We start from the raw sequence: 26,052 nt of genomic DNA, 5'->3' as shown, positions 1-26,052 counted from the left end.
GAATCCGAAATCGATTTCAGTGCCGGTACAGAGTACAATACCTTATCGCAACTTGGGCCTGACTACAGATAGATTGAGATTACCTTGCGTCGGCCAGCCCTGCCAAATGTTGGAATAGACGGGATTATGTAAAATCGCTGTAGATTGATCGCGAATACAGATATGTAAAGGGTATCTGAAATTCTGGGGATGCACAAAATTCTTGTGATACCTTCAACTTATCCCAATTTTGGACCGTAGCCAGGTTTGTGCCGTCTATCTTAACAAGAGGATGGCCTAAACCATGGTTTGAAGCGAATCGACAGGATAGATGTGGAAATCACAGGTTTTTACAGGGCATCAATTCTTGGATCTATCTCAATTAATCTCAACCCAAAAAAATTGATTGATAAGTACAAAGACAAGTATGTAATCACCAGTCTGGCGGCATCCTGGCCGACACAGCATATAGTTCTTACGATTACATTCGGATTCGTTGCCTCAATAATGGGAAAAAGTCCCTTAAAAATAGGTGTTTTTCCTATTGACATTTCATTGATGGAATACAATTATTATTGGGTAGGGACCGTCTTGATTCGAACAATTTGATAATATTAAAACCCTGATCAAATAAAGCCAGCCAAATAACTTCCGCTGAAGCTGAACTCCTTTAGCTCCTAATTTATGCCATAAGACCATCCCTAATTAAATATTAGCATGGCAAATCAAAATGGAGCATCCACTCAAAATGTGCATACATAGCTCCCAGCGACAGTGACCACCTTCTGAAAATGGGTGTCCATGTTCGAGCTATCAAGTCTAAACTATCTTAATTCAAGATTGCTGAATCCCCACGCCCCTCCAATTGTTGAAATCTGAGTTTCCAAACAATTCACTATATAAAAATTTATGCAAACAAATGAAAGGGGGTAACCCTTTCATTATTCTACGTAACATTAAATATAAATCTGCCAGTTTTAAAAAAACATAGCATTAGGAGGTGGGTTATGAAAGCTGGAATCTTTTTTACCGGGACAGGCCCAATTCTGCTTTTGACGACATATAGTGATCTTAACGATTCAGCGTTGGTGGCCAAACTGGATCAAAAAGGGATCAAAAAATTCATCGCTTATGAAGTCCCTGAAAGTCTGGTCAAGGAGAAATATGGTCAACAATTCAATATTATTATGGGTGACTTGAAGCAAACGGACGATCTGCGCGTGCTAGATTATGATGGCCATCACGTTTTTTATAATTTTGCGTTGTCCGATCTCGGGAACCCCGTTTTCCATGAAAAAGAGTTGCAGGTACTAAAAGCCGTTTAAATACGCGAAGATTATCTTCATCAAAATCAGCAGAAGATCCCGTTAATCAATCAGACAGGACTTTTGCACGAGGAGGTGCCCATGTATCTTAAACAAGTGGAGATCCTTAGGGGCCTGAATGATAGCTTTACAGCCAAGATGATGGAGGCTAGTGTTGAATCGTCTTATGAACCGGGAACGGTGCTGTTCAGCCAAGGCGATCCGGCACTCAATTTTTACGTTCTGGTAAAAGGGCGGATAAAACTGAGCATCGGTGATTACAAAAACTCCTTTTACACGGTGAATCATATTGGGGAGGCCTTCGGCTGGTCTTCATTGGTGGGAGGCCATGCATATACAGCTTCAGCCAAATGTTTTGCCCCATCCACGCTAAAGGTTTTTAAACGCGATCACATTGAAATGATCCTGTCCAGCGATCGCGACAATGCCGTTCTGTTTTACAAGAACTTAGCGCTTACTCTCGGAAACCGCCTAACTGCTATTAATTCTCAACTCGCCGATAATCTTTCTGAAAGTGATAAAATTACCTATGGTACCGGTCAGATTCTGGAGCAGACTGAACTGGTCTGATTGCAGTTTCCCTACAAAGAACAGTCGAAGCATGGGCACAATCGAACTTCCGTTGGTTGATCGTTGCAACATTGCAGGCAATATCTTCTTGCTGCTGCTGCCCGATCTTCAGCATCCTGGCTGCCGATTCCCATGCGATAGGGATGAAGGGCGCAATCGGTGCAATCACATTCCCTGACTTCGCCTGGAATCCAACCAACACAATTAAGACATCTTTCACGGATAGCTTTGCGCCGGTTCAGATTCATTATCTCCGGGCCGTTTTTGCCAAGGACAATAAACCGCATCAGGATTCACCAAGGCGATACTCAACGCCTTCACGTTCCTGAAGCCATTCAAGGAGCCTGCTTTCAAGAAATCTGACGCCGCGCCGGCCGGTTCTTGAGAAGGGGATTTGATCGGTTCGGACCAGATAGTCCAAGGTCTTAAGGGGGATTTTCAGTTCTTTGCTCGCCTCTTGCCGTGTTAGGACACCAAGTGACATGCGCACTCCTTGCGTTGCGGGGATGGCCCGCCATAGAAAAGATTTTTAGAGTGGGATTGCTCTTGACTTGCTGGGTAGGATTGCTAAGATAAGAGTAACCCCGATGATGTTCCTGCCTAGGAATTTAATTTGGGTTATGCACGGGCTACTTTTCGCGCCGCGAACGCGATTATGTGGCCCGGCGTCTTTTATACTCCTCCTTTTTCAATCGATTGCAAAGATCAAATGTGGGACTTGTTCTCATTTGCTCAAATTAAGTATAGCACCTCATGGAAAAACTTCAACCCGAAAAAACCAAACAACCGTGCGGCAACAGGCGGTTAGGATGACAATCGACAGGGGTCGGAACCCAGGTAAAAGCGGACCGGCTTGACAACCGTCACGACCAACTGGTGTGACCTCTTACCAGTAAAATTAAGGAGCCCCCAAAAAGGTGAAGCCACCGGCAACTTCTAATGTCTGACCGGCCTAACGTGCAGCCCCTGTTGTTTCAGCCGCAATAGGAAAGTGAAAATGAGATGTCGACCGTTGACCACCGGGTTAAAAAGTGATTTTTGTCCCGTTTTTGTTCCGTTTTGGGGTTCATAACAAAAAAAAGCGTTTACAGTATAAAACTATAAACGCCCGTTAATGTATTACTTTTTAGTGTTGAGGAATGCTAAGGAATCTATAAGAATGACCCCACGGGTCAGTGACTGCACCCTCACGTGCTGCCTGCACAGGGTTCCGGCGCATTATCGGTGGCAGCATACCTACCTGCGGACCCGCAGGGTGGTGCCGGTTTGAAAATTCGAATGCGCACGAACCGCCACACCGGTTTCACCGACAGGGCCAGGATGAGGACGGCACCGGTCAATTCGACGGCATAAGGGATGGCTTCTCCGGCCTGTCCCACCACGGCCTGCGCCGAAATACCCAGGGTGGCATAGATTTGGTCCACCAGCAGACCGAAGCCCACCGCACAAACCGCGATGGCTGACAGATAGATGCCCGTGGCTCGTTTACCCAGCACGCGCACGAGCACGGTCAGGGAGGTGACATTGGTGGCCGGGCCGGTCATCAGAAACACCAGGGCGGCACCGGGGCTGACACCCTGAAGGATCAGGGTCGCGGCAATGGGCGTGGAGGCCGTGGCGCAGATGTAAATGGGAATGCCCACACCCAGCATGATCAGCATGGCGCCGACCCCGCCACCCATGTACCGGCTGAAGACCGATTCGGGAATGAGGACGGTGATGACACCGGACAGCAGGAGACCGAACAGGAACCACACCGCCAGATCCCCCCACACATCGGTGAAGGCAAAGCGGAAACCGGCCGATATTTTTTCACTGAAACGGTGGTGGTTGCGGTGCACTTCCGGCGAGCAGTTGATTCCGTCGCAGCAACCGTCCACCGGGCAGGACAGGTCCGGGACGATGGGGTTGGCCGTAGCCGGTCTGCCTATCAGGTTCTCGGTGATGCCCGCGGCAAATGCGGTGACGAACGCGGCCACCGGCCGCACCACGGTCATGATAGGATCCATCAGTGCATAGGTGATGGCGATGGAATCCACGCCGGATTCCGGCGTCGAAATCAAAAATGAAGTCACGGCGCCGTTGTTGGCCCCCTGCTTTTTCAAGGCTGCCGCGGCCGGTAATACGCCGCAGGAGCACAACGGGATGGGGATTCCCATGAGCGAGGCCTTGAACACCGACTTGAAGCGTCCCCGGCCCAGGTGCCGGGAAACCGATCCGGGGTTGAGAAACACCCGCAGCAGCCCGCTGACGATCAGTCCCAGCAGGATGAAGGCCGACGATTCGAGCAGGATGTTCCACGACTGAAGCAAGATCTCGAACACGAGATGCATTGAATACCGTTCCTTTCTGATTGCACACGGGTATGACCGCTGGGTCGTGGGTCGGATCGCGGTGACTTATTTTTCATCGATGTGATCCAGGCCGACGGCGACAAGGTCCAGCACATGGTCGTCATCGAGAGAGTAGTAGAGTATCTGGCCGTCCCGACGGGAGCGAACCAGGGCGAACTCCCGCAGGCGCCTGAGCTGGTGGGAGACGGCCGATTCGCTCAGTCCCAAAAAAGCGGCGATGTCACAGACGCACATCTCACCGCTCCGCAAGGCCAGGATGATTTTGAGCCGGGTGGAATCTCCCATGATCTTGTAAGTCAGTGCCAGGCGTTCCAAGTCATTTTCAGCAATGGCCTCCGACTTGGCCCGGGCCACCCGGTCCAGATGAACCACCCGTATATCGCAGGTTTCCGGTGTACACGAGGCAAGGACTTTTTTTTTAACCACGTCGGCCTCCTCTGGCAAGAATATATGCACGTCTGTTCAAATATAAAAATAACGACCCCGTTGTCAAGCACCGCGCCTTTTTTAATTTTTCGCCATTTTCAGGATGGACCTTACCCGATACCCCAATCAGGGCTGGGTTCCCGGTTAAGGTGCAGCGGCAGTCATGCGGCTACCTGTGGCCAGTTAAACCTATGCCAATGGGATTTTTCCGGTGTGGGAATCGGTTTGCGCACGGCCACCCCGGGAATGGCGTAATGCCGGTCCCTATCAGGCGCATCTTGATCCGTGCGTCGTCCCGTTCGTCTGCCGGTCCAGAATGTTTGGACGCTGTAATCGATCTATTTGAATTTAATTTTTTTCATGAATGTTCTTCATTGGTTCGTTGACTTTTAACGACCAATCCCATATGGGAAGCCAAGCCGTCTGATAACCTGATTATAATTTCGAATGATCTTCATGCAGTCTTTTTGCGTTTCTGACAGCCGTTAAACGAGGTGTTGGAAAATGCCAACCGCTCAGGCAGGGCAAGTCAATCTTCGGCGACGCTGCGGAGATGCCATGGAAAAGACCATCAACCACGTCTTTCGCAATCGAACCGAAACGTACAAGGACCGCTTGGCCGTGGAAAAAAAACACAACGGCCGCTGGGACAGTGCCACCTGGATCCAGTATTATGATCGCGCCCGCGCGACGGGGTTGGGGCTGGCCAGCCTGGGTGTCGAAAAAGGCGACCGGGTGGCCCTGCTTTCCGAAAACCGCCTGGAGTGGCTCTACACGGATATGGGCACCCTTGGCATTGGTGCCTGCCTGGTCCCCATATACACATCCCTCACCGCCGAAGAAGTCGCTTATATCGCGGGCGACGCCGCCGCCAAGGTGCTTGTAGTGGAAGACCCGCAACAGGTAGAAAAGGCCCTTTACGCCATGGACCGCTGCCCGGCCCTGAAAACGATCGTGGCCATACAGCCCGGCAGCGGTACACATCCCCGCCTGATCACCTTTGCCGAACTGGTGCGCGCCGGCATGCAGGCCAGCCGGTCGGATGCGACGGCCTTCGAGAGGATGGCCGACCGTGTGGCGCCGGACGATCTGGCCACGATCGTCTACACGTCAGGTACCACGGGTGTGCCCAAAGGAGCCATGATCACCCATAGGAATGTAATGGCCGTCATCCGCTCCCTGGACCGGATCAGGCCCGAATTTGCCAGCGATGCGGACCATGCCGTGCCCTTTCTGCCCTTGTCCCACGTGTTTGAACGGGCCGCCGGCCATTTTTACGGCATGTATAAAGGGATCACCTCCTCGTATGCCCAAAGCGTGAACACCGTGCTGGCCGATTTTGCCGAAAAGCGTCCGACCATCATCCTGGCCGTGCCACGGGTCTGTGAGAAAGTCTACCAGAAGATACTCATGCAGGTGGAGCAGCAGCCGCCCTGGCGCCGGAAAGTCTTCCGCTGGGGGCATGCCATCGGGACCAGGATCTCCTCCCTGCGGGAGGAGAAGCAGCCGGTGCCGGCGCTTCTGAAACTGAAGTACCGGCTGGCCTTCGCCCTGATCTTCAAACGGCTGCGCCAGTCCCTGGGCGGGCGCGTACGCTGGATGACCGCCTCCGGCGCCCCCACCGCCCGGGAGATCATCCTCTTTTTCAACGCCGCCGGCATCCAGGTCGTGGAAGGCTACGGCATGACCGAATGCTTTGCGCCGGCCACCATGAGCAACCTGGCCGACTACCGCATCGGCACGGTAGGCAGGCCGCTGCCGGGTGTCGAGATCAGGCTTGCCGGCGACGGGGAAATTCTCATCCGCGGGGAGAATGTATTCCGCGGGTATTGGAGAAAACCCGAGGCGACAGCCCGGGTTTTTACCGCAGACGGTTTCCTGAAGACCGGGGACATCGGAACCTTCGACGACAGCGGTTTTCTGACGATCACCGACCGCAAGAAAAACCTGATCATCACTTCCGGCGGCAAGAATATCGTCCCCCAGAAGATCGAAAACTGGTTTTTAAGCGACCCGCTGTTCAGCCATTTCATCGTCATCGGCGACCGCCGCCATTTCCTAAGCGCCCTGTTGACGGTCAATCTGGATCATGCGCAGTTACTGGCCCACAGGAAGGGCATCCGGGTCGGGGACCCCAAGGATCTGCTGGTACACCCGGTTTTTCTTCAGGTCGTAGAGCAGCATGTGGCCGATCGAAACCGCCACCTGGCCCGTTTCGAAACCATCAAGCGGTACCGGATTATCGAAAAGGCGTTCTCTCAGGAGACCGGGGAGTTGACCCCCTCCCTGAAACTCAAGCGCAATGTCGTCCAGGAACGATATGCCGACTTGATCGAGTCCATGTACAAGGATGGTTGATCGAAGGAAGGAGAGGCCTGCAAAACCAGGTTTTACTTGGCAATCTTGATATGCAGCGTGATGGTATGCGTAGCGATGTTCTGGGCTGTCAAGTCATCGAGTCCGAGTGTCCGAAAACGGATGGCGCCATCCATTTGCTGTTGAATGGCAAAGGCCAGTTTCACTGTAAATCCCTCCATGTGAACTCCAGGGGGCGTATTGTAGGCTTTTTTGATGAGGACGTGACCCTCTTTATGGGTTCGACCAGGCTGAAGTAAATTTCAGGGTAAAGTCCGACGAATCGCTTGGCTGAAATGAAAAGCTTTGCAGGGGATATGATTTAGCGGTCGATCGTCCATATTCAACATCACTGCTCAATCCGACCATCGCTATTGCGACCTTTTGCGTTTCCGTCGAAACCACGGCCAGAACCACAATAACCGTATCTAATGAAAAATGGGGGGCTTACCAATTCCGGAATATTGCGGTATTGAATTCATTTTTATTTGCGGTGACAATTTCATCGATTTCGGATTCGCTGGCGAAAGCCATGCCTCGGCGGGGATGCCAATGCCTGTCGGAAACAAGATGAGCAAACCGATGATTTGCCAGGTGGTCGACCTGACCGTATCTGACGATGTCCTGTAGGTTACAGTGATCAGTCTTGATGCTATCGTTGAAATTCGACCCGGTAAAAGGCCGCATATAGCGGGGCCGACGGATCTTGGCAGTGTTTTTTAAGATCGTTAGGCGGGCGGCCTCTGAAATCGATTGCTTATTTTGATTTAATCCTGACGTGAACCGGTTGCCAACAACATAGCAACCCCTTGACAAGAATAGGGATCTCTGCAAACGTGTATACGTCTTTTCGTCGGTAGGACCATCCAACGACCAAAGGAGTCGGTGACCATGAAAGCGATCGTCTATATGCTGGGCTTTGGGCACATCGCCATTAGCTCTTGTTGGATCCTCTATACCAGGGAAACCGTGGATCTCCTCAAAGGCTGGCTTCAGACCTATCCGTTAAAATTCCTGTCGGTCATTCCGGCCGTGTTCGGGCTCCTGTTTCTCGTCTCCGCATCAGCCACGACCCACCCGTGGGTATTCCGGGCGATCGCCCTGTTGGCCTTTGGTGAAGCCGCCGTTGCATTCGCCAACCCTCAACGAATCTACAGCCGGATGGCAAACTGGTACTTTGAAAAAGTGTCCGATCAGACGAACCGGCTGTTTGGAATCATCGGCATCATCTTTGGAACCGTCATTTTGACCTGGATTTAACCCCTTGGAGATTCATGCATGGCACTGACCAAAAAAGACATCGTCGACCGGATGCAAACGGAACTCGGCTTTCTCAGAAACACCTCTGTCGAGGTCACCGAATCCCTGCTGGAGCTGATCAAGGCGACGCTGGAATCCGGTGAGGATGTCCTCGTTTCCGGCTTCGGCAGATTCTGTGTGAAGGAAAAAAAAGCGCGCAAGGGCCGGAACCCGGCTACCGGCGAGGATCTGATGTTGAAACCGAGGCGAGTGGTGACGTTCAAGTGGTCCGGCAAATTAAGGGAAAAGGTGGACGGCAGATGAATACTGCAATAAACCGCCGCCGTCACCCTCGCCACACGGCGCTGTTCAGCGCGAAATATACGGCCAAAGAGGGACCGTTCCGGGATCTGGTAAAAGATATCGGTGCCGGCGGCGTTTTTGTTCGCACCCGGCGCAAGGTCATTCAGGGACGAGCCATTAACATCCAGATTCCGATTTTGGTGTTTGGAAAAAGGCTCAGCCTGATGGGAACGGTGGTGCGGAGCAATGCCATGGGTTTTGCGGTGCGGTTCGACAAACCGATCGACCAGAGGCTTTTCGATGCAGGTGATTGGAATATGACATGTGCGGCAGATTCGTTGGATTCAGAAGATTAGAAGAATTGATTGACCACTTCCCCATCGATGTAGCCAGCGTCGACGTTACGCCCAGCTACAACATCGCTCCCACCCAGGAAGTACTCGCCATCGTCAGGCACGACGACCGGAACCACCTGGAGAAACTTCACTGGGGACTGGTCCCATTCTGGGCGAAAGACATCGGCAACGGCAGCCGGATGATCAACGCCCGGTCTGAAACCGTGGCTGCCAAACCCAGCTTTCGTATGGCATTCAAGTGGCGCAGATGCCTGATCCTCGCCGACGGGTTCTACGAATGGAAAGGGAAAAAAGGCGATCGTCAGCCGATGTTCCTGGCACTGCCCGGTGGCCACCCGTTGGCCTTTGCAGGCCTGTGGGAGGCCTGGGATAACAGGGGCAAGGAGCCGATTGCCTATCGATCCTGCAGTATCCTGACCAGGGAGGCCAGTGGTTCGGTCATGCCCATACACAACCGCATGCCGGTAATTTTAAAGCCGGAAGCCTTCGACGCATGGCTCAACCGCGATAACCAGGACGTCCATCAGCTTCAGGGCATCATCCGAGACCAGATCCATACCGAACTGGTCAGTGTTCCTGTATCCAGACAGGTCAACTCGGCAAAGGTTAACCGACCGGGCAACATACGGCCGCTGGAACCCGGCCCCAAGAGGTGAGACTGGCTGCCGGGTTCAACCACCGCAGCGTGCCGTGATGGCCGCCCCAGCGGAATTCATCCCTGCAATCTTTGCCGACGATCGCTCACCGGCCCGGTCTGCCCGAGATGAATTGGACCGCGATAGCGAGCGAATTCCCCGCGGCTTGCCGCGGGGGATTCAATGGCCGCAGGAGAGGCATCACTGGTTTTTTACCCCTGGCCGACGGCGCTGCACGGCGAACCATTGTGTGGGCCGTTTTTCCCTGCTCAGACCGGCGGTCACCGACACTCGGGGGGCGTCCTCGTGCAGTGGGTCTTTTTCAGGCGGTCGGTGTATTTCTCCCAGAACCCCTTTTTGGTTTTTGCGTCCGCATCGTCGAATTGGCGCCGGCACGCCTCCGAACAGAAATAATGGGTGCCGTTGTCGTCGATGGCGGTAAACTGAACCTTGCGCGGATCGAAAGTCTTGCCGCAGACGGGGTCAACGGCGGTTTCCGGAATCGTGTTGGTACGGCTCATGAGAAAACCTCCTTGCACGGTTAGGGTTGCCGGATCTCGGGCAGTGCTCGCTCTTACTGACTGGCTAACTATAATACCGTTTTTTGATTTGGCACTCCCTGGTCCGTTCGGACCGCTGCCCATCCATCCATTGTCTTTTTATCGAACGGGCCCGGTCCCTGCTTTTATGGAACGATCGACGGGTTGCGTCTCGGCCAGTTGGAGGGCCTCGGCCGGGGATGCGGCCAGCAGGACCCGGCAACCCAATCCGGATAGGATTTTTCCTGCCAGCGTCAGGATAGAGGCCTCGTCCTCCACCACCATCACGAGTTCGCCTCGGCCCTTGGGATCTTCCCCGATACTCGCCGCCTGGTCCGCAACGGCATGGCGCGCAGGCCTGGGCAGGTAGATTTTGAAGGTGGTACCTTTGCCCGGCTCACTGTACACGGTGACGAGGCCGCCGTTCTGCTTGACGATACCGTAGACCGTGGCCAGCCCTAATCCGGTGCCCTGCCCCAACGCTTTCGTCCAAAAGAACGGCTCGAAGATTTTGTCGCGGATCTCGCTTGCCATACCGCATCCGTTATCGCTTACCGCCAGCAGCACAAAATCTCCCGGGACGAAACCCGGATGGTCGGCACAGGATGCCTCGTCAACGGCCACCTTGCCCGCTTCAATGGTCAGTTTTCCCACATCGGCAATCGCATCCCGGGCATTGACGCAAAGATTGGCCATGATCTGGTCGACCTGGCTGGGATCCATCTTGACCGGCCACAATCCCCTCCTCGGGTGCCAGGCAAGATCAATGTCCTCGCCGATCAACCGGCGCAGCATCTTAAGCATCCGCTCCACGGTGTCGTTCAGGTCAAGCACCTTGGGTGCAATGGTCTGCTGGTGGGCAAATGCAAGCAACTGATAGGTAACCCGCGTCGACCGCTTGGGGGCAGTGATCTGCTTTGCCCGGGACATGACATCCCGGAAACAGATGGTATCGCAACTGCTGCATTCCCAGAAAATGGAGGCGATTGGAACGCTGGCAGGCGGCATTGCCCATGACTTCAACAACGCGCTGCAGATCATAACCGGCTTTACGCAACTGCTGCGTATGGACCGATCGGTGTCGAACAAGGGTCAGGACAAGCTGGCCACCATCCAGCATGCCTGCGACCATGCCAGCGAACCCACCCGGCAGCTGTTGACGTTCAGTCGTAAAAAGATAGTCAACTGGCGCCGATCGACCTGAGCGCCAAACTGCGTTCGGTGATAAAACGCCTCAAGGGTACCCTGCCCCGCATGATCGAGATCGACACCAACCTGGCGGAAGACTTGCGGATCGTCGAAGCGGATCACACGCAGTTCGAGCAGATCATCATGAACCTGGGCCTCAATGCCAGACATGCCGTGCCGGACGGCGGATGCCTGGTCATCGAAACCAGGAATGTCGACCTCGATGACGGGTTTTGCCGCTGTCACCTGGGAGGCTCGCCCGACCCATGCGTCATGGTGTCTATCTCAGACACCGGCGTGGGGATGGATGCGAAAACCAGCGAGCATATCTTTGAACCTTTTTTGCGACCCGCGAAACCGGTTCCGGAACCGGCCTTGGGCTGGCCACGGTTTACGGAATCGTGAAAAGCCACAAAGGCTACATCACCTGCGATAGCGAGCCGGGCCGGGGGACAACCTTCAGGATTTATTTCCCGGCAACGGAAAAAACCGCCGCCGCAAAGCATTTTTCAGAGGAACGGAAAGAGATCGCTCGGGGCCACGAATATATCATGATCGTCGATGACGACACGGTCATCCGCCAACTGGGCAGGGAGATATTGGAAAGTTACGGCTACCGGGTGTGTGAGGCCAACGACGGCGAAAAGGCCCTCTTCGTATACCGCTAGCTGGGATCCAAAATCGACCGGATCATTCTTGATCTGAATATGCCGGGCATGGACGGGGTGCGCTGCCTGGAAGCGATCAAGGCGATCGACCCTGAAATGCCGGTGTTGGTCGCCAGCGGCTATTCTCCCCATGGTCAGGCGAGAGCCATCCTCGACAAGCTGGCGCAAGGAATGTTGATCAAACCCTATGAGATCGAAAAAATGCTGGGGATGATCAGAGAAACGCTTGATCGCAGGCGTTGACCGGGATTGAAATCGCGCCGAACTAATCTACGGGCGTCATTTGTGGGCGGCAAAAAAACCGCCAGCCGAACCCGTTCACCACAGCGGGTCGATCAAGACCGGTATGCCGGCCGGCTTCATCTGCATGGGTCATTTTTTGATTATGTTGCCCAAGCCCGACCCCATTTCTCCCGATTCCCGGATGGTAGCGAATTCACCGGCAATCTGATCCACGATCTGATCGATCCATACGCACTCCCGTTCATTGAAGCCGTCCCCTATGAGTCGACCGGTAAAACAGAGGCCGATGGCCTGATTGCGGGCCACGATGGGAGACAAATAGGCGCACCGGAAGGGCATTTGGCCAAATGGCGTATAGGGCAATCCCAGGCCCACGGTGCCGGTCTGCCAATGAACGGATGAGGGCGACCGGAGGCATTCGACAATGGCGGAGTCGGTATTGTTCAAGGATACGCAAAAATCCTGCGCGTTGACATGCAGCGTGCTGCCCACATGAAAGCGTCCCTGCACTCGCTTCTTATCCGCGCTTAAAAAAGCGATGAAAATCTCGCTGTCCGGCAGACAGCGAAACAGCGCCTCTTGGGCCAACATCAGCAGCTGGTTCAGCTCGCCGCCGCGCCTGCGGCACAGCGCCAGCTCGGTGAGGAAATGACCAACCAGCGATTCTGGCGTGTCGACCGGCTCCGGACAGTCCAGGGCGGCACCGAAATCCATGTGGCTGACGATCTCCATCGGGTTGGCCTTGCCCCATTCGAGAATGTTGACCATAATCTCGACGTCTTCGGCGCTCAAATTGAAAAAGTGTTTGACGTTTTCGTCGTTTTCGAAGGTGTGCCGGACCAGGTCGGAAACGGAAAATTTGGGATGGTTTAAGATCTTGCTGATTCTTTTTTCAACCTTCCGAAGGGCGTTTTTCCCGCCGGGCTGATCCCCGAAAAGCATGGCGGCCAGGGCAGCCGATTCTTCCACCAACAGGATCAGCGGGTCCTCCGTCGGTTTTGGCTTCTGGATGATCTGTTCAACATCCTCGGGCAGATGGTAGGACGCCAGCACGGCATCGCAGATATCGTCATACCGCACCTGGAATACATCGAGGCAGGCCTGATTGATGGTCTTTTCCTTTTCGTTGACCAGGAGTTCCATTTCGTGGAACCTTTCCGGGTAAGTGTTGGCCAGACTCATGCCCGGCAGCCGGTAGAGCAATCCGGCGATGAATATCTCCTCGGGATCGGTGTGGTGCCAGGCTTTGGCCAGGGACATGGCCAGCAGGCCGGAAAAATACGAAATGGCATAGAGCTTCAGCAATTTTCGTTTTTGCAGGGTTTCCATGGCGTGCCGGAACAGGCCCAACCCCAGTGAAAGCAGGTAAACCTTGTCAAAGCCCAGGTAGGTCACCGCGGCAGAAATGGTTTTAACGGGAAATCGCGGGGCGTAATAGGCCGAATTGACCGCGGCCATCAGGTTGCTGGCCAGCCCGCAGTCCCGCATGATGACGGCCGCCAGGTCGGGCGCGCTGGAATCCTGTTTCTTGGCCAGCCGCGATATTTCAAGAACGGTTTCGCTCAGGGCTGGCAGGCTGCCCTTGTTGCGCATCTCCTCCATCAATCTGTTCAACACCAATTCTGAACTCGCCACGGCAGGCCCTCCGTAAATAGGGGAACATGATTAGACTATATCGCCCGTTTTTATATTTTCAAAAGTCTGGTCGATCCGGCCGCCTGAATGGACCGGTTGACGGACTGGGATACGGCCCGGTCGCTTTTCGAGCACGCGCCGTCCTGCTTGAGCTGGATCCACGACCGTCGAGTGCCGAAATCATTGACCCCGTTGACCATCGTTGGCGTGGGGATGCTGTTGATCATGACGCTGGTCGAATGGTCCAATCCGTATGTTGTATCGCAATCTCTCGATCTGGCGCTTGCATACCATGACCATCATCATCACCACTGGGTTGTCGATCGGGAGTTCCTTTTTAAACTTGATCCAATTGCCTCGGGGATTTGACAGGCGGCTTGAAGGGATAGCCCGGCGCAGAGCTTTTCAAGAAACGCTGAAGCAAAGTGAGGAAAATTGACGCAACTGGGTTGAATACGCCCATGTGGGTGTCTGCCAGTGCGACCGGACGGCAGTTTGAACCCTCCCCGCGGCAAGCCGCAGGGAATCTTCACCGTAAGGATGACAATCGATTCCCCGCTCGCTCGCTAACCCCGCCGCAAGCGACGGGGAATGCGCTCGCTATCGCGGTTCATTATGGTTGACAATAAATGAGCTGAAACCTTCGGCCATGAACAGGCGTCGGGATTCTTAGGACACGTTGCGACCCGATCCACCCTTTACGCTCGCATTGAAGATCGGGACGCCATCATCGAACAACGTGACACGAACGGATTGAAGAGCGTACGGAGACCGGTCACGTTCAGCGGGAGCGGAAAGACCGTCCTTCATAACACTTTTCGGATCAAATGGGCCAGCTTATCGATCAGAATCGGCTTCATTAAAAATCCTTTAACCCCTAACCTGGCTATGTTATCCTCGGAGAGCTTTTCGCTGAACCCCGTACACAGGATGATCGGAAGGTCTCTCCTGATCTGAAGCAGTTCAATGGCCAATTCGTCGCCTGTCATTTTAGGCATGGTGACGTCGCTGATCACCAGGTCGATCTTGTCCGGCGCACGTTGGAAAAGGTCCAGCGCCTCTTCGCTGCCGCTGGCCGTGACGACTTCATAACCCAGCATTTCCAGGGACTGTCGGCCCAGTTCGACTAAAACCGGTTCGTCATCCACCAGCAAAATCCGCTCGCTGCCCCTCGGCAGACGGGTTGGCTTGGTTTCGATGGATACGGACGTTCTCTGTATGGCCGGAAGATAAACCGTGAATGTACTGCCCTTGCCCGGTTCGCTATTAACGGCAATGGTTCCATTGCAGCTGGTTACGATTCCATGCACGACCGCCAATCCAAGTCCCGTGCCTTTGCCCCTCTCCTTGGTCGTAAAATAAGGATCAAAGATGCTGTCGATAATGTCGGCCGGAATGCCCGTGCCGGTATCCTGAATGCGCAATTCGATATACGGTCCTGGTTTCAATCCGGCGATTTTTTCCGTTTTTTCCGGATCCATCTCTTCCTGGGCCAAACGAACCGTCAAGCGCCCGCCGCTGTTTTCCATCGCCTGGGCGGCATTGGTGCACAAGTTCATGATTATCTGTTGAATCTGGGTCGGGTCGGCCATCACGTCGTCCGTATCGCTTGAAATTTCCTGGATCATTTCAATGGTGGTGGGCAGGGTGGCACGGAGCATTTTAAGCGCTTCTTTGATCAGCGGACCGACTTGCAGCGGCATGAGTTCACGTTCCTGATTACGGCTGAAGGTCAAAATATGACCGACCAGGTCACGGGCTCTCAAACCGGCTGTATTGATCTGCTCCAGGTGGTGATGCAGGCGCGTTCCACTTTCTATTTCCGAAAGCGACAATTGGGAGTACCCGATGACGGCCGACAGAATATTGTTGAAATCATGGGCGATGCCACCGGCAAGGGTTCCGATGGCCTCCATCTTCTGAGACCGGGCGAGAGCGGCCTCCAGTTGCATGGCCTCAGCTTCAGCCTGTTTGCGGGCGGTAATGTCCAAGTACATGGCGCGAGTCCCCTGAACCTGACCGTTGTCATCATATTCAGGGATGGCGTGCAGCAGCGTATGAATGCACTTGCCGTTGCAGTCAACAAGACAGCGTTCTTCCTCGGTGAATTGCCCGTTCAGCGCGCGCCGGTATCCGCCGCCGTATAGCAGCTCGTGCTGGGATTCCGGTGTATAGAACCGCGATAGGGAGGACCCGATCACCTCCTCCCGGCGGCGCCCCATGATGTCCAGGAACCTGTCGTTCACGTCTTTCACGAATGGCTCCCCATCTCTGTTTTCAGTGATCACGTACATCACCGGTGCTTCATTAAACAAATCCTTGAACCGGCGCTCGCTGGCGGACAGGGTGCGCTCCCAGGTTATTCGCTCGGTAATGTCTGTCAGCACGCCATAATACATCCGGCCGCCTTCTTCCTTACTGGGCACCGCACTGCCTTCAAACCAGATGCATTCTCCACCGGCTTTGATGAATCGGCCCTGGTATTTCCATGGCAGCGCCTGATCCACGGCCATTTTGATGGAATCCAGAAAGCCTGCCTGCTCCTCTTCCGGTATTCCGGCGTAAAATATGCTGAAAATATCCTTAAACGGTGCATCGATTCCAAATTGTTGAGTAATTTTACCGCTGACATAGCGAATGGAATACTGGTGGTCGGGAGTGGCATGAAACTGATAGACCACCCCGGGAAGGTTGGCCGTGATGTTTTTAAGGAGCGCTTCGCTCTTTATCACTCTCTGCTCCCTGGCATAGGCCTCGGTCACATCCCTGAAAACCAGGACAACACCGACAGTATGACCGTTGGCCCCGCGGATCGGAGCGCCGCTGTCTGCGATCTGCCATTCCCTGCCATCCCTGGAGAGCAGGACCGTATGATTGGCCAACCCTACAATCTTGCCGCTGCTTAACACCTTCTGCGCCGGATTCGACTCCCTCTTGCGGGTAAACGCATTGACGATTCGAAACACATCCGGCAGGGGGCGCCCGGCGGCCTCGTCGGCCGACCACCCGGTCAGCTGCTCGGCCATTGGGTTCATGCGGGTGACAACACCATTTGTGTCGGTCGTGATGACGGCGTCTCCGATGGACTGGAGGGTGATTTTCAGATTATTTTCACTCAGGCGGAGGCTTTCTTCGATCTTCACGCGGTCACTGATGTCCTGGGATACCGAGATGATGCACGTTTCACCGGAAACCTCGATGAGGTCGGCCGAGAACAGCATGGTGAGAACCTTGCCGGTTTTTGTCCGGCGCTTGACCTCGAAGTTGTGGATCGATCCGTGGGCATTGATCGTGTCGATGATCGTCGAGCGGTCATTCGGGTCATCCCATGTGTCAAGTTCCAGCGATGTATGCCCGATTACCTCCTCACGATTGTATCCCATGGTATTGAGGAAGGTTTCATTTACTTCGACGTATCGACCAGTCGCCTTTGAACTGAGCACCACCAACACCGGGCAGTTGTTAAAGGTTTTGAAATACTTCTCTTCGGATAGCAGGATCTTTCGCTCTGCCCTTCTTTTCCCGGTAATGTCCTCCAGGTGGCCTTCAATAAACGGTTCGCCGGTATCGGGGTCGTGCATCAAGCGGCAGGTAATGCTCACATCGATGGGCTGGCCGTCGCGGCGTTTGGCTCGGGTCACGAATTCCTTGACATACCGCTTTTGCAGCAACAATTCGATCAACTTGCGTCGATCGTCGGGATGGACGTAAAGCTGGTCGGCAATGTCTGTGATGTCGCCGATCATCTCCTCGGGCGATGGATACCCATAGATTTTGGCGAATGCGCGATTCACCGTCAGATAGCGGCCATCGAGGCTTGCCTGGTATATACCGTTCAAGGAGTTCTCAAAAAGCTTGCGATATTTTTGTTCCGATCGAGCCATTTTTTCCTGGTACCCGATCTTCTCGATCCACGCATCGATCATTTTTGCCGCGGTTCTTGCCAGCGGCCTGGATAGTTCCAGCCTGCCGGTAATGCCGAAGCCGGCGACGATCTCTCCGTCGATGATGATCGGACAACTGTAGCCTTCCCTCATCAACGGGTTTTCGGCGGCTTCCTCCCTGGTTACCGCGTACTCGGGTTTACGATGCCGCATCATTTCTTTCGCACCGGCGTGCAGCGTGCCGATGCGGGTCTTGTCCGTGGCGCGGATGACATAGCCGTCCGTGTCGTAGATCAGCACCGGGCAATCGGTTTCGCTATGGATGACGTCCATCAGTTGCTCGACCAGTTCAAAGATTTTTTCCGATTCCAGCATGATCTGAACCCTCCTGGATGAGGTAAGCGTATCGGGTCATCATGAATATGACCGGAGTTGGACGTTGTTGATCGTGCGGACAAGGATGAGCCGGGCAATGGGTGCCGGCGTATGCAGTGATGCAGTTACCTGCCGACCGTGTTCATTCGGCAAGGCCGTATTTACTGAAAGCGCTTATTCTTTGGCCATTTGGGACAGGCCGCCGAGTCGATAGGGTTGTCAACCCGCTTGATCAACTGCCAATACGACCCAGCATGCGTGTTTTTCAATATCTTTTAACTATTGGATGATCACATGCCATGAAATAGACGGCGGGCCCGGACCAGAAGGTGTCTATCGCCAACCACAGCGTCATTCATTTTAACCGATGCACCTGGTAAATCAATGTATTTTAACGGGGGGGGATGGGTTTGGGACCGATAATTGCCAGACGAATGGCATTGAACGCCGAACACCGAATGATGTTGCCGCTTCGCGCCGTCGTTCGGGAGATGACCGGCGCAAGCATACGCTATTCGGTATCGAAATCGGGATCGGGATCGGGATCGACCGCGCCAGCTCCGGCACCATCCGGATAGCAACGGGATGCCTTCGCACTGTCAAGCGGGCCCCGCTTTCCAAGTGCGGCATGATATAGTTGGTGTCTTCAGTTGCCGGAGCAATAAAAAGAACGAGGCTCCCAATGAGCCTCGCCTTTCCATGAATCGTACAAGAAAAATAGTGGTGTGCCCTAACCGGATCATTTAGCATGGCATGTGCCAACCGTCCTGATCGGCACATATCTTATTGTTTTATTACATATTGCAGTTTATCGACCCTGCCTACCCGGTCTAAACTGTGTCTTTTTGTCTACGTTCAATTGGCACCCGTGTGCCATCGTGATAAACGATATTGAACCCTCCCCGCGGCAAGCAACGGGGAATGTGCTCGCTGTCGCGGTTCATCCGACGTTCCCCGGCGTGGCGGGTGCGCCATAGGACCCATCACCTGCGGCAAATCCCACGCTCAATCGAGAAAGTTGAAACAGGCCTGACGCTTCAGAATTTCATTTTCTTATATTCGCATCTCTATGAAGATTAAGTTGGTCCGTTGGCGGAACATCAGACTGTGTCATCCCGGAAGCAGCAAAGCGGATATCCGGGATTCAGAAAGTTGATTGAGCATAGAGGATAGCGCTGTTGCTTCACGCTTTGCCCCGCCTTCGCGGGAATGACACCATGTACTAAACCAGGTGGTATAGTAAAACCTCCGATTGACAGGTACCTGGTTCAAGAGGTCACTTGAGCTTTATAGAGAACCGGTTACCAGAAATAGCAGCAGCCTTTTGAATCATAATGCATCGGCAGGTACCGGCTTTCCGAAAAAATAACCTTGCCCCAGATCAAAACCGAGTTCCTGGCATACCTTGGCTTCGTCAGCGCACTCGATGCCTTCTGCGAGCGCAAGGATACCCAGGTCATGCGATGCGTTGATAAAAGTTGAAACCATTTGGTGCAGTCGCTTGGGGGCGAGGTGAATTTTACGAATCAGGGAAATATCGAACTTGAGGTAATCCGGGGGGGTGTTTGAAAGTTCCACCAACCGTGTTTGCCCGACACCGAAATCATCGAAAGCCAACCCCATATCCATCCTTTTCAAAGCATCCCTTATCAGGATGAGAGCCTTTGTTTCTGTGGCCGCCTTCTCATTTATTTCCAACACAATTTTGTTTGACGGAGCGATTTCACGAATCCGCCGCATGGATGCCAGCAGGTCGTCGATTTCGTCGATTTCGAACTCGCTAGAATTGACGAATAACAAGGGACATCCAGGTATCGTCTTGCCCACCGCCACCCCTTCCTCACGGAAAAGGGAACTCAATTCGCAGCCGCGCCCCACACACGCTGCCAATTCCAGTAGTTCAGCCGGATTCGAAGGCAGGCCGTCGTCACCAACCCGCCCAAGAATCTCGTATCCGACTTCAGTCATATCGGAGAATCGCAATAAGGGCTGAAAATGCGGTATGACATTCCGCTCGTGAATGAGTGTCCGCAACTTGGGAATAACAGCGGACAAGTCAAAATTGATGAGCCCTTTAGAATGGGTTGCGGGAATCGTGGCCGGTTCGTTGGTAGCCATCGAAGGTGAAATGGTCTTTACCTTGAAACGCTTCTTGCCTATCGAAATCGTATCATTGGGTTCGAGCAGTTGCGCGTCCACGACCTTGTTTTGGTTGACATAGGTACCGTTGGTGCTCTCAAGATCCCGAATCCACAGTAAATCACTGCTTATGCGGATCTCGCTGTGATACCTGGAGATAAGTCCATCGGTCAATTTAAGATCGCAGTCGCCGGCACGACCGATAACCAGAGGAACCGACTTGATATTGACCAGAAATTTGCTCTCTGCGTCAGTAAGGGCCTCCAAGCACCATTGCATTTTTTGTCCCTTTCAAGGTTTTACTTCCTGTCTTGCCCACGCCCTGGACGCTTTTCGGACATCCCGTTGCCCTATTTTTTCCAGGAAGGTTTTTCGAACCATACGGAACACCATAATGACGGTTTCCATAGCGGCAAATGATTCTTTTCCGTCGACGGATATGCCGAATGTGGGTTGTCGATTTTCTTGGAACGATTTCAAAATCCAACATGTGCATCAAACAAGCAAAATCTGTGCAGGTATATCCTTTCTGAACCCTACCGAATCGTCATGTCGTGCATAACATACTATAGACACAATATAATTAAAATATATGAGAGTAGATAGAATTCCATTCTCACCCCGGTTATGAACAAAAATTGAGAGTATGCTGCCAATTTTTGTGTGTTCATTCATTGAACAATGCTGAACTGCCCCGCCGAAAAATTTCCTTCGCTCCGCGGCAGGAGATGCCCGGTTAACGTAGTGGATCGTCGAACGGAAGAGTTGGCTGCGCGCGCTTCATCCGCTTTGGCAGGTACAGTGGATAACGTATTGGCCGCCAACCCAACCCCAATTTGCTTCTGCATCCGGTTCACGGGTGAAGCCTGGCTTGGGGCACAAGTCCGGGTGGAGCCGGTTGTCTTGATCCTCATATGTGTAATCTATCGAGTCGAGAGCAGATATAGGAAATGTTTGTGAGATGTCAAAATGGGTGGAAAATGAAATGATAGGATAAGGCCGGCCTGAGTCAACCGATGATAAAATATAGCAGTGTTTGCTAGCACGCTTGGTTTGGAATCAATTTACATCTGGTTTGATACCGCACAATTTGATCGGTGATCATTTTTTTATAGCTGTATTCCCAAGGGACTTGTCATGCTATTTTGTAATCAGTTCATCCGAAGAATTGCGTTCTGATTATCCGAAACAACTTTACGAATCTGTTCTTCTTTCGACTCAAGAAAATCGGAAATGGAAGAGTTGTCAGAATCGTCCCAACGTTTCTGTCCGATTTTCAAGAATATCTTGGATGATCCGGTGTTGATGATAAAGTCATATGATTCAGTTATCTCGTTTTCACGATAGTCAACATGATACTCGCTATAGCCAATGTTAAGGAAGTCCAGAACTGTTTCTTTTTTTGTTGCAGCCATATCTTTGCCCTCCTGTGTATATTTTGGTTGTTAAGAATCGAATCAACAGGTTTTCTACGTGTATCACTCAAGGATATTTATTCGAATATCGCTTAAAAATTCTCAATTTCAGAGAAAGAGCGCCCCATTATTCGCTGACAGCTGCCCTTCAATCAGAAGAAACCCGGCGGAACAAAAGTACTTGCGGTTCCAATCATAGAATATCGCTTCTTCAATTAGACGGCGATTTCGTTTCCAGGATCACGACCAAGGACCTTGTCAGAATTTTCACATTTGCAATTAGCTTTCCGGGTATCAACGTGTCCTTTGATTTCTAACGCCGCTGCAATCCTGTAAATTTTCCTCGGTCATGATATCTTCTCATGTTGAAAAGAGTTTGATTTACTCGCGGCAGAAAAGAAGGCCATATAAAACAGTACGGCATTAAGTGGATTTGGCAATGTGAGCCGGTTGGGCGTTTGGTGGTAGGCGAAATCTACCATTGAGAAGTTCCTAAACATAAGGGACGCGGAGCTTAAATGACGTTTTTGCGTTTCTCGCACGGATATTGAATGTCCAATTCGGTCATTAGCTTTTTTCTCCGTGTCACCCCCCGACTGGTTGCGGCTTGCCCTACCCCAAAAGTTGCCCAACGGCTGTTCCGTCCATGCCCAACTTCCTGACCGCCAAGGAATGGCCACACTTCGCGCTTTTACCCGATGGGGGTGTTTCTCCGGAAATAAAACATCTTCAACGAAAAGACCGAATGATTCGCTTATTGCTGACAGTAGCAGGAATATTATTCCAACGCTATAAAATCCTTGACGATACCGGTACGCAGGGGGTTCAGCGGATCTTGGTTTGGACGCTACCATGAAGAACGGTAATGGTATCACCGTCTGCGATACCGACAACCTTTGCATGGTGGGTTTCGTTGGCCCAGGCTGTTGAAACAAGCAAGGCTATGGAAAGGATAAGGACGATTGGGATTCGATAACCTGTAGTCATATGCCACCGCCATTTATAATGGATATCAATTTTGGCATAATGCCATACGAAGACCGTCGCAACCAGGCTATTAAAAGGGCAAGACCCCGATTGGCAGGGCCTTGCCTTAAAAAATGAAACGAGGAGCAGAGCAGTTCAGCGTTTTGCTGACTTTCCCGGAGGACGTTTAGGAGTCAGCAAAGATACAGCACAGTCCAAAGGGGTATGGTTTCTCTTCGTTTGAGGACAAACAGAGCACGTGCTGTGCCAAATTTTCGATTCTACATGTTATCAGATAGTTGATTTATAGGGTTCGAATTTTAGAATAGATTTGTGTTCAATTTGGTAAATCTTGAGTTGCACAAATTTTAAACATAGGTCGCTGTGCAGAAGATACAAACAAATAGTTCATCCTGGTAATTTGGAGATAGTCTAAGTTCGGGCTGGAAATTTTTCGGTATTGATACATCGACCGTATCACAGATAATAAGGGGAAAGGCCAACCGCGAAATATCGGGGTTGGCCTTTATTTTAGTTCTATCGATAAAGGATATACTAAATGTCAAAACTTTATTACTTCACTTCAAAATCGATAGCCCTTGCACCATTATACTGAGCAGCACTTCCATAGGTCATACCTATCAAATATTCTCCTACCCAAGTGGCGTCAGGATACGCCAGGTGATAAAGATGAAGGCTCGCTGACGGGGCCGGAATTGGGACCGTGACAGAATCCTCGACCTGGGGAACAATAGGGTCCAAAAGCGAATACGCGGTTATTGTAGAACCGGGGATACTGAACGAAAACAACTTGCCGTTTCTCCCTTTGGGATATCCGGCGGAGGCCACGGTTCCAGCGAGAGTCGGGGCTGCAGGGTCTGAAACATCAATTATCTTCATGTTAGGCACGTTGGTGGTCATATATACATAAGAACCCAATTTTACTGCAGTGCCATAGCACTCGCCGGCGACCGACACGGAACCGACTTCTGTGACCGATGCCAAGTCGGACAAATCATAAATCCTGAGAGTTCCGTTCTCTCCACAGGGCAAGTACAGCAATGATCCATCAATCATCATGATGCCCGGTCCGCCATTTACCATATTGGGGACAGCCCACTGACTGTATTTTGTTGGATTGTCCGGGTCACTGATATCGATAACATAAACCAGATTGTCGCTGTAATCATGGACAAGCAGGTATCCCCCATAGATAACCGACGCGCTGGAGATCAGGGACGTCCCTCCTTGAAGTGTTAGAGAGCCTCTTAGCATCGGGTTTGCCGGGTCACTGACATCGACACCGAACAGATAGGTGGCCAAGCCGTATCCGCCCGATGATGACCGCACACACCATACGATGCTGTCAGAGATGGCGTGCGCTTCAACACGCAAGTCGGTGTAACCGTGAACAACAGAACCGAGCAATGACGGGTTCAGCGGATCGCTAACATCGAGCACTTTAAAGGATCTCGTGGAAGTTTCAGTTAGATAGACGTAACCCTCGTCCACCAGAACACTGCTGGCCCCGAGACCAATTTCGGTAGCGGTGGTTGGAAGAAAATAGGCTTCAGCGCACTCAACGGTAAGTGACACATCTGCGTCGGTAACGGTTCCGATAGAGTGCACGACCTCGCACGTCTGGTTCGGCCCGATTGGTTGCGTCTCGACGGTCACATTGTAATCTTCTCCGTTTGATAAGGGCGTATCGAATATAAAATCACCGTCGGCTAAAATTTCCAGGTCATCTCCACCATTGTTCTGCAGCACCAATCCGCTGCCTTCAAGACCGCTAACTGTAACGCCGATCGTATAGTTGGATGTCTGAGTTGTGTTGTTACTGTCGTTGTTACCTCCGCAGGACACCAAATAGGCCAACAGACCAAAAACCAGTAACGATTTTGAAAATTTTCCACTAACTGCTCGATATATTAGGTTTATAGCCATATACTTTCCGCCATCCTTTCTATATTTTTGAATAAGATTAGGGATTTCTTCTTATAAAAAATGTTGGAGAGGGATGATTTTTGGTGTTGACCGCAGCGGGATGACTATCCGTATCTTCTCAATGGGAAGCAAAAACTAAGGGGCAGAGACATTGATACCTCTTCGTTTATGGTCTTTTATATTACAAAAAGAGGAAGTTAGATACAGCTATTAGTTTATGTTAAAAATGTCAATTAAAAATGTAGAATTTGCGCATGGTAGTCCTCCTTTTGATATTCCCTAATTGACAGCAAGGAGGATGCCACCGATCATTGTGTTGATATAAAACTAAAATATCAATTGGTTTGCGTCGGATTACCAATTTGACAATTTGGGTCTGTTTGTAAAAAATGTCAGCAATTGCCACAAAAATTGGCAATAACAGTATACCCCTTCTACATTGAAACTATCTGCTTAGTTGATGCTGTAAGAAAGACAATAAATTGGTAACAGGCTTTCAAACGTCAATGAAGTCCCATGGGTTGCCGAATGTCAATGGGGAATCCATAAAAAGGAAGGGCGGCCTTGCTGTTGTGGGGTTTCATAGCAAAGCCGCCGGGAGTAGGAGGATTTTGTGAAACTATGGGGTGCTGGTTACAACCTAAACAAAGCACCTGATTCTGTCAAGAAAATATAACCACATTGTGGTATTATTTTGAAGTATGCCGAAATTTCATCTTATTTCTAATAGATTCATCTTCCATAATGTGAAAATCGGATTGAACAAATTTTAAAAAAATCTCCTGGGATATGAAAGTATGATTCGGGAGGATCTGGCGTCAAGGTGGGCTAAAAAAGAGGAATCTGCTTATCTATGAAGTCGACGCCAGTGGGCCTGTCCTGGTTCTGTCCAACAATGTCCCTAATCCAAACCACGGTCAGGCAGTATTTGCGGGCCAATTCACGATGATTGGTGCCATTGAATTCTGCACGAATAGCCCGGTCCCGGGCGGCACGACAGACCTTTTCCACTTTGGGAACATAGATCCCCTCGCCGCTGCGGGCCTGGACTAGTTTCAGGGTGGGTTCCAAGCCGATGGTGTCAGCGATCTCCCGAAAATCCGGCGGCAGGTCGTCGATCTGGATGTCGTAACGGTCAATCACCTGTCACTCTCCGACAAATCCAGAAAACTGATCGACGCACGTCGGTATGCCGCCTTCGGACTCACTGATCAGGTTCTCAACGATCAGCGTTGCCTCAGTCGGTTGAACGGCACACTCTCCCAGATAATCAAAGAAGCGAACCTGCTCTTGAAGCAGGAACCCGGCAACCAGTTTGACCTCAGTGGGTTTCATGGGATCTTCTCCTTTGTATCGGTCATCATCCTGTATAGCGTCCATGCCGTTTGGCGTCGTAAGTCAACGCGGCAACGACCTTGTGCAGCTGGTACGATTCGCACCACTGTACCCGCTCGATCGAAAACATCCGTCTGGTCATGCCATGGGCATAATTCCAGGACCGGCCTGCCTCG

The 26,052-nt window shown here is 52.0% G+C and carries 24 protein-coding genes and 1 pseudogene; 11 read left to right on the top strand and 14 right to left on the bottom strand.

Annotated elements, in window-relative coordinates; translation table 11 throughout:
* Positions 1–986 precede the first annotated feature (986 nt).
* Together ACZCED_RS21615 and ACZCED_RS21610 are read left to right on the top strand one after the other, a co-directional pair.
* A complete protein-coding gene (locus ACZCED_RS21615) occupies positions 987–1,304 on the top strand; it encodes a hypothetical protein (protein WP_462967953.1) in 318 nt (105 codons plus the stop codon).
* An 81-nt stretch (positions 1,305–1,385) separates the two neighbouring features.
* The gene (locus ACZCED_RS21610; protein WP_462967952.1) at positions 1,386–1,874 is read left to right on the top strand and encodes a cyclic nucleotide-binding domain-containing protein; all 489 of its coding nucleotides are present in this window, start codon (positions 1,386–1,388) and stop codon (positions 1,872–1,874) included.
* A gap of 286 nt (positions 1,875–2,160) precedes the next feature.
* Here ACZCED_RS21610 and ACZCED_RS21605 read toward each other — a convergent pair whose 3' ends face one another.
* The 3 genes from ACZCED_RS21605 to ACZCED_RS21595 all read right to left on the bottom strand — a co-directional run bounded on the left by ACZCED_RS21605 (position 2,161) and on the right by ACZCED_RS21595 (position 4,654).
* Positions 2,161–2,358 carry a helix-turn-helix domain-containing protein gene (locus ACZCED_RS21605; protein WP_462967951.1) on the bottom strand — a complete coding sequence of 66 codons (198 nt, stop codon included), beginning with the start codon at positions 2,356–2,358 and terminating at the stop codon, positions 2,161–2,163.
* Positions 2,359–3,061: 703 nt separating this feature from the next.
* On the bottom strand, positions 3,062–4,207 hold the full coding sequence (locus ACZCED_RS21600) for an SO_0444 family Cu/Zn efflux transporter (protein WP_462967950.1): 1,146 nt from the start codon (positions 4,205–4,207) through the stop codon (positions 3,062–3,064).
* 66 nt (positions 4,208–4,273) lie between these two features.
* On the bottom strand, positions 4,274–4,654 hold the full coding sequence (locus ACZCED_RS21595) for an ArsR/SmtB family transcription factor (RefSeq protein ID WP_462967949.1): 381 nt from the start codon (positions 4,652–4,654) through the stop codon (positions 4,274–4,276).
* 558 nt (positions 4,655–5,212) lie between these two features.
* Here ACZCED_RS21595 and ACZCED_RS21590 point away from each other — a divergent pair.
* Positions 5,213–7,012 (top strand): AMP-dependent synthetase/ligase, encoded by a 1,800-nt coding sequence (locus ACZCED_RS21590; RefSeq protein WP_464861687.1) that lies wholly within the window; start codon positions 5,213–5,215, stop codon positions 7,010–7,012.
* Positions 7,013–7,044: 32 nt separating this feature from the next.
* Here the strand turns inward: ACZCED_RS21590 and ACZCED_RS21585 are convergent, their stop codons facing one another.
* A complete protein-coding gene (locus ACZCED_RS21585; protein WP_464861686.1) occupies positions 7,045–7,191 on the bottom strand; it encodes a hypothetical protein in 147 nt (48 codons plus the stop codon).
* A gap of 709 nt (positions 7,192–7,900) precedes the next feature.
* Here ACZCED_RS21585 and ACZCED_RS21580 point away from each other — a divergent pair.
* From ACZCED_RS21580 to ACZCED_RS21565, 4 genes are read left to right on the top strand one after another with little or no spacing between them, the layout of a single operon-like run.
* Positions 7,901–8,269, top strand: coding sequence for a hypothetical protein (locus ACZCED_RS21580; RefSeq protein WP_462967946.1), 369 nt, complete (start codon positions 7,901–7,903; stop codon positions 8,267–8,269).
* Positions 8,270–8,287: 18 nt separating this feature from the next.
* On the top strand, positions 8,288–8,572 hold the full coding sequence (locus tag ACZCED_RS21575; RefSeq protein WP_462967945.1) for an integration host factor subunit alpha: 285 nt from the start codon (positions 8,288–8,290) through the stop codon (positions 8,570–8,572).
* Positions 8,569–8,907 carry a PilZ domain-containing protein gene (locus tag ACZCED_RS21570; RefSeq protein ID WP_462967944.1) on the top strand — a complete coding sequence of 113 codons (339 nt, stop codon included), beginning with the start codon at positions 8,569–8,571 and terminating at the stop codon, positions 8,905–8,907. The genes ACZCED_RS21575 and ACZCED_RS21570 overlap by 4 nt, the downstream gene beginning before the upstream one ends.
* A gap of 5 nt (positions 8,908–8,912) precedes the next feature.
* Positions 8,913–9,563, top strand: a complete 651-nt coding sequence (locus ACZCED_RS21565) for an SOS response-associated peptidase (protein ID WP_462967943.1) — start codon at positions 8,913–8,915, stop codon at positions 9,561–9,563.
* Between the two features lie 260 nt (positions 9,564–9,823).
* On the opposite strand, the gene ACZCED_RS21560 is transcribed toward ACZCED_RS21565, so the two are convergent.
* Both ACZCED_RS21560 and ACZCED_RS21555 read right to left on the bottom strand, forming a co-directional pair.
* On the bottom strand, positions 9,824–10,063 hold the full coding sequence (locus tag ACZCED_RS21560) for a hypothetical protein (RefSeq protein ID WP_462967942.1): 240 nt from the start codon (positions 10,061–10,063) through the stop codon (positions 9,824–9,826).
* Between the two features lie 138 nt (positions 10,064–10,201).
* Complete coding sequence (locus ACZCED_RS21555; RefSeq protein ID WP_464861685.1) at positions 10,202–11,011, bottom strand: ATP-binding protein; 810 nt, start codon at positions 11,009–11,011, stop codon at positions 10,202–10,204.
* Between the two features lie 16 nt (positions 11,012–11,027).
* Between ACZCED_RS21555 and ACZCED_RS21550 the strand changes: the two genes are divergently transcribed.
* The 3 genes and pseudogenes from ACZCED_RS21550 to ACZCED_RS21540 all read left to right on the top strand — a co-directional run bounded on the left by ACZCED_RS21550 (position 11,028) and on the right by ACZCED_RS21540 (position 12,180).
* Complete coding sequence (locus ACZCED_RS21550; RefSeq protein ID WP_464861684.1) at positions 11,028–11,285, top strand: histidine kinase dimerization/phospho-acceptor domain-containing protein; 258 nt, start codon at positions 11,028–11,030, stop codon at positions 11,283–11,285.
* Between the two features lie 50 nt (positions 11,286–11,335).
* Positions 11,336–11,937, top strand: a pseudogene (locus ACZCED_RS21545) (ATP-binding protein).
* Positions 11,938–12,180 carry a response regulator gene (locus tag ACZCED_RS21540; protein WP_464861689.1) on the top strand — a complete coding sequence of 81 codons (243 nt, stop codon included), beginning with the start codon at positions 11,938–11,940 and terminating at the stop codon, positions 12,178–12,180.
* Between the two features lie 129 nt (positions 12,181–12,309).
* On the opposite strand, the gene ACZCED_RS21535 is transcribed toward ACZCED_RS21540, so the two are convergent.
* On the bottom strand, positions 12,310–13,815 hold the full coding sequence (locus ACZCED_RS21535; RefSeq protein ID WP_462967937.1) for an HDOD domain-containing protein: 1,506 nt from the start codon (positions 13,813–13,815) through the stop codon (positions 12,310–12,312).
* An 87-nt stretch (positions 13,816–13,902) separates the two neighbouring features.
* Here ACZCED_RS21535 and ACZCED_RS21530 point away from each other — a divergent pair, with 87 nt between their 5' ends.
* Positions 13,903–14,184 (top strand): hypothetical protein, encoded by a 282-nt coding sequence (locus ACZCED_RS21530; RefSeq protein ID WP_464861683.1) that lies wholly within the window; start codon positions 13,903–13,905, stop codon positions 14,182–14,184.
* A 437-nt stretch (positions 14,185–14,621) separates the two neighbouring features.
* Here the strand turns inward: ACZCED_RS21530 and ACZCED_RS21525 are convergent, their stop codons facing one another.
* From ACZCED_RS21525 to ACZCED_RS21495, 7 genes are all read right to left on the bottom strand, one after another.
* Entirely contained in the window at positions 14,622–18,074 is a 3,453-nt protein-coding gene (locus ACZCED_RS21525; protein ID WP_464861682.1) for a PAS domain S-box protein, read from the bottom strand.
* A 1,329-nt stretch (positions 18,075–19,403) separates the two neighbouring features.
* Positions 19,404–20,492: an EAL domain-containing protein gene (locus ACZCED_RS21520; RefSeq protein ID WP_464861681.1), complete on the bottom strand. Its 1,089-nt coding sequence runs from the start codon at positions 20,490–20,492 to the stop codon at positions 19,404–19,406.
* Between the two features lie 872 nt (positions 20,493–21,364).
* Positions 21,365–21,628, bottom strand: coding sequence for a hypothetical protein (locus ACZCED_RS21515; protein WP_462967933.1), 264 nt, complete (start codon positions 21,626–21,628; stop codon positions 21,365–21,367).
* Positions 21,629–23,167: 1,539 nt separating this feature from the next.
* Complete coding sequence (locus tag ACZCED_RS21510; protein ID WP_464861680.1) at positions 23,168–24,541, bottom strand: LVIVD repeat-containing protein; 1,374 nt, start codon at positions 24,539–24,541, stop codon at positions 23,168–23,170.
* 828 nt (positions 24,542–25,369) lie between these two features.
* Complete coding sequence (locus tag ACZCED_RS21505) at positions 25,370–25,684, bottom strand: Mor transcription activator family protein (protein WP_464861679.1); 315 nt, start codon at positions 25,682–25,684, stop codon at positions 25,370–25,372.
* A 3-nt stretch (positions 25,685–25,687) separates the two neighbouring features.
* Positions 25,688–25,876, bottom strand: a complete 189-nt coding sequence (locus tag ACZCED_RS21500) for a hypothetical protein (RefSeq protein WP_464861678.1) — start codon at positions 25,874–25,876, stop codon at positions 25,688–25,690.
* 25 nt (positions 25,877–25,901) lie between these two features.
* A partial coding sequence (locus ACZCED_RS21495; protein WP_464861688.1) for a phage protein GemA/Gp16 family protein occupies positions 25,902–26,052 on the bottom strand: 151 nt, incomplete at its 5' end.

The sequence above is a fragment of the Desulfosarcina sp. genome (assembly GCF_055467485.1).
Note: the sequence above shows the minus strand (reverse complement) of the source record. Positions and strands in the feature narration are given on the sequence as shown.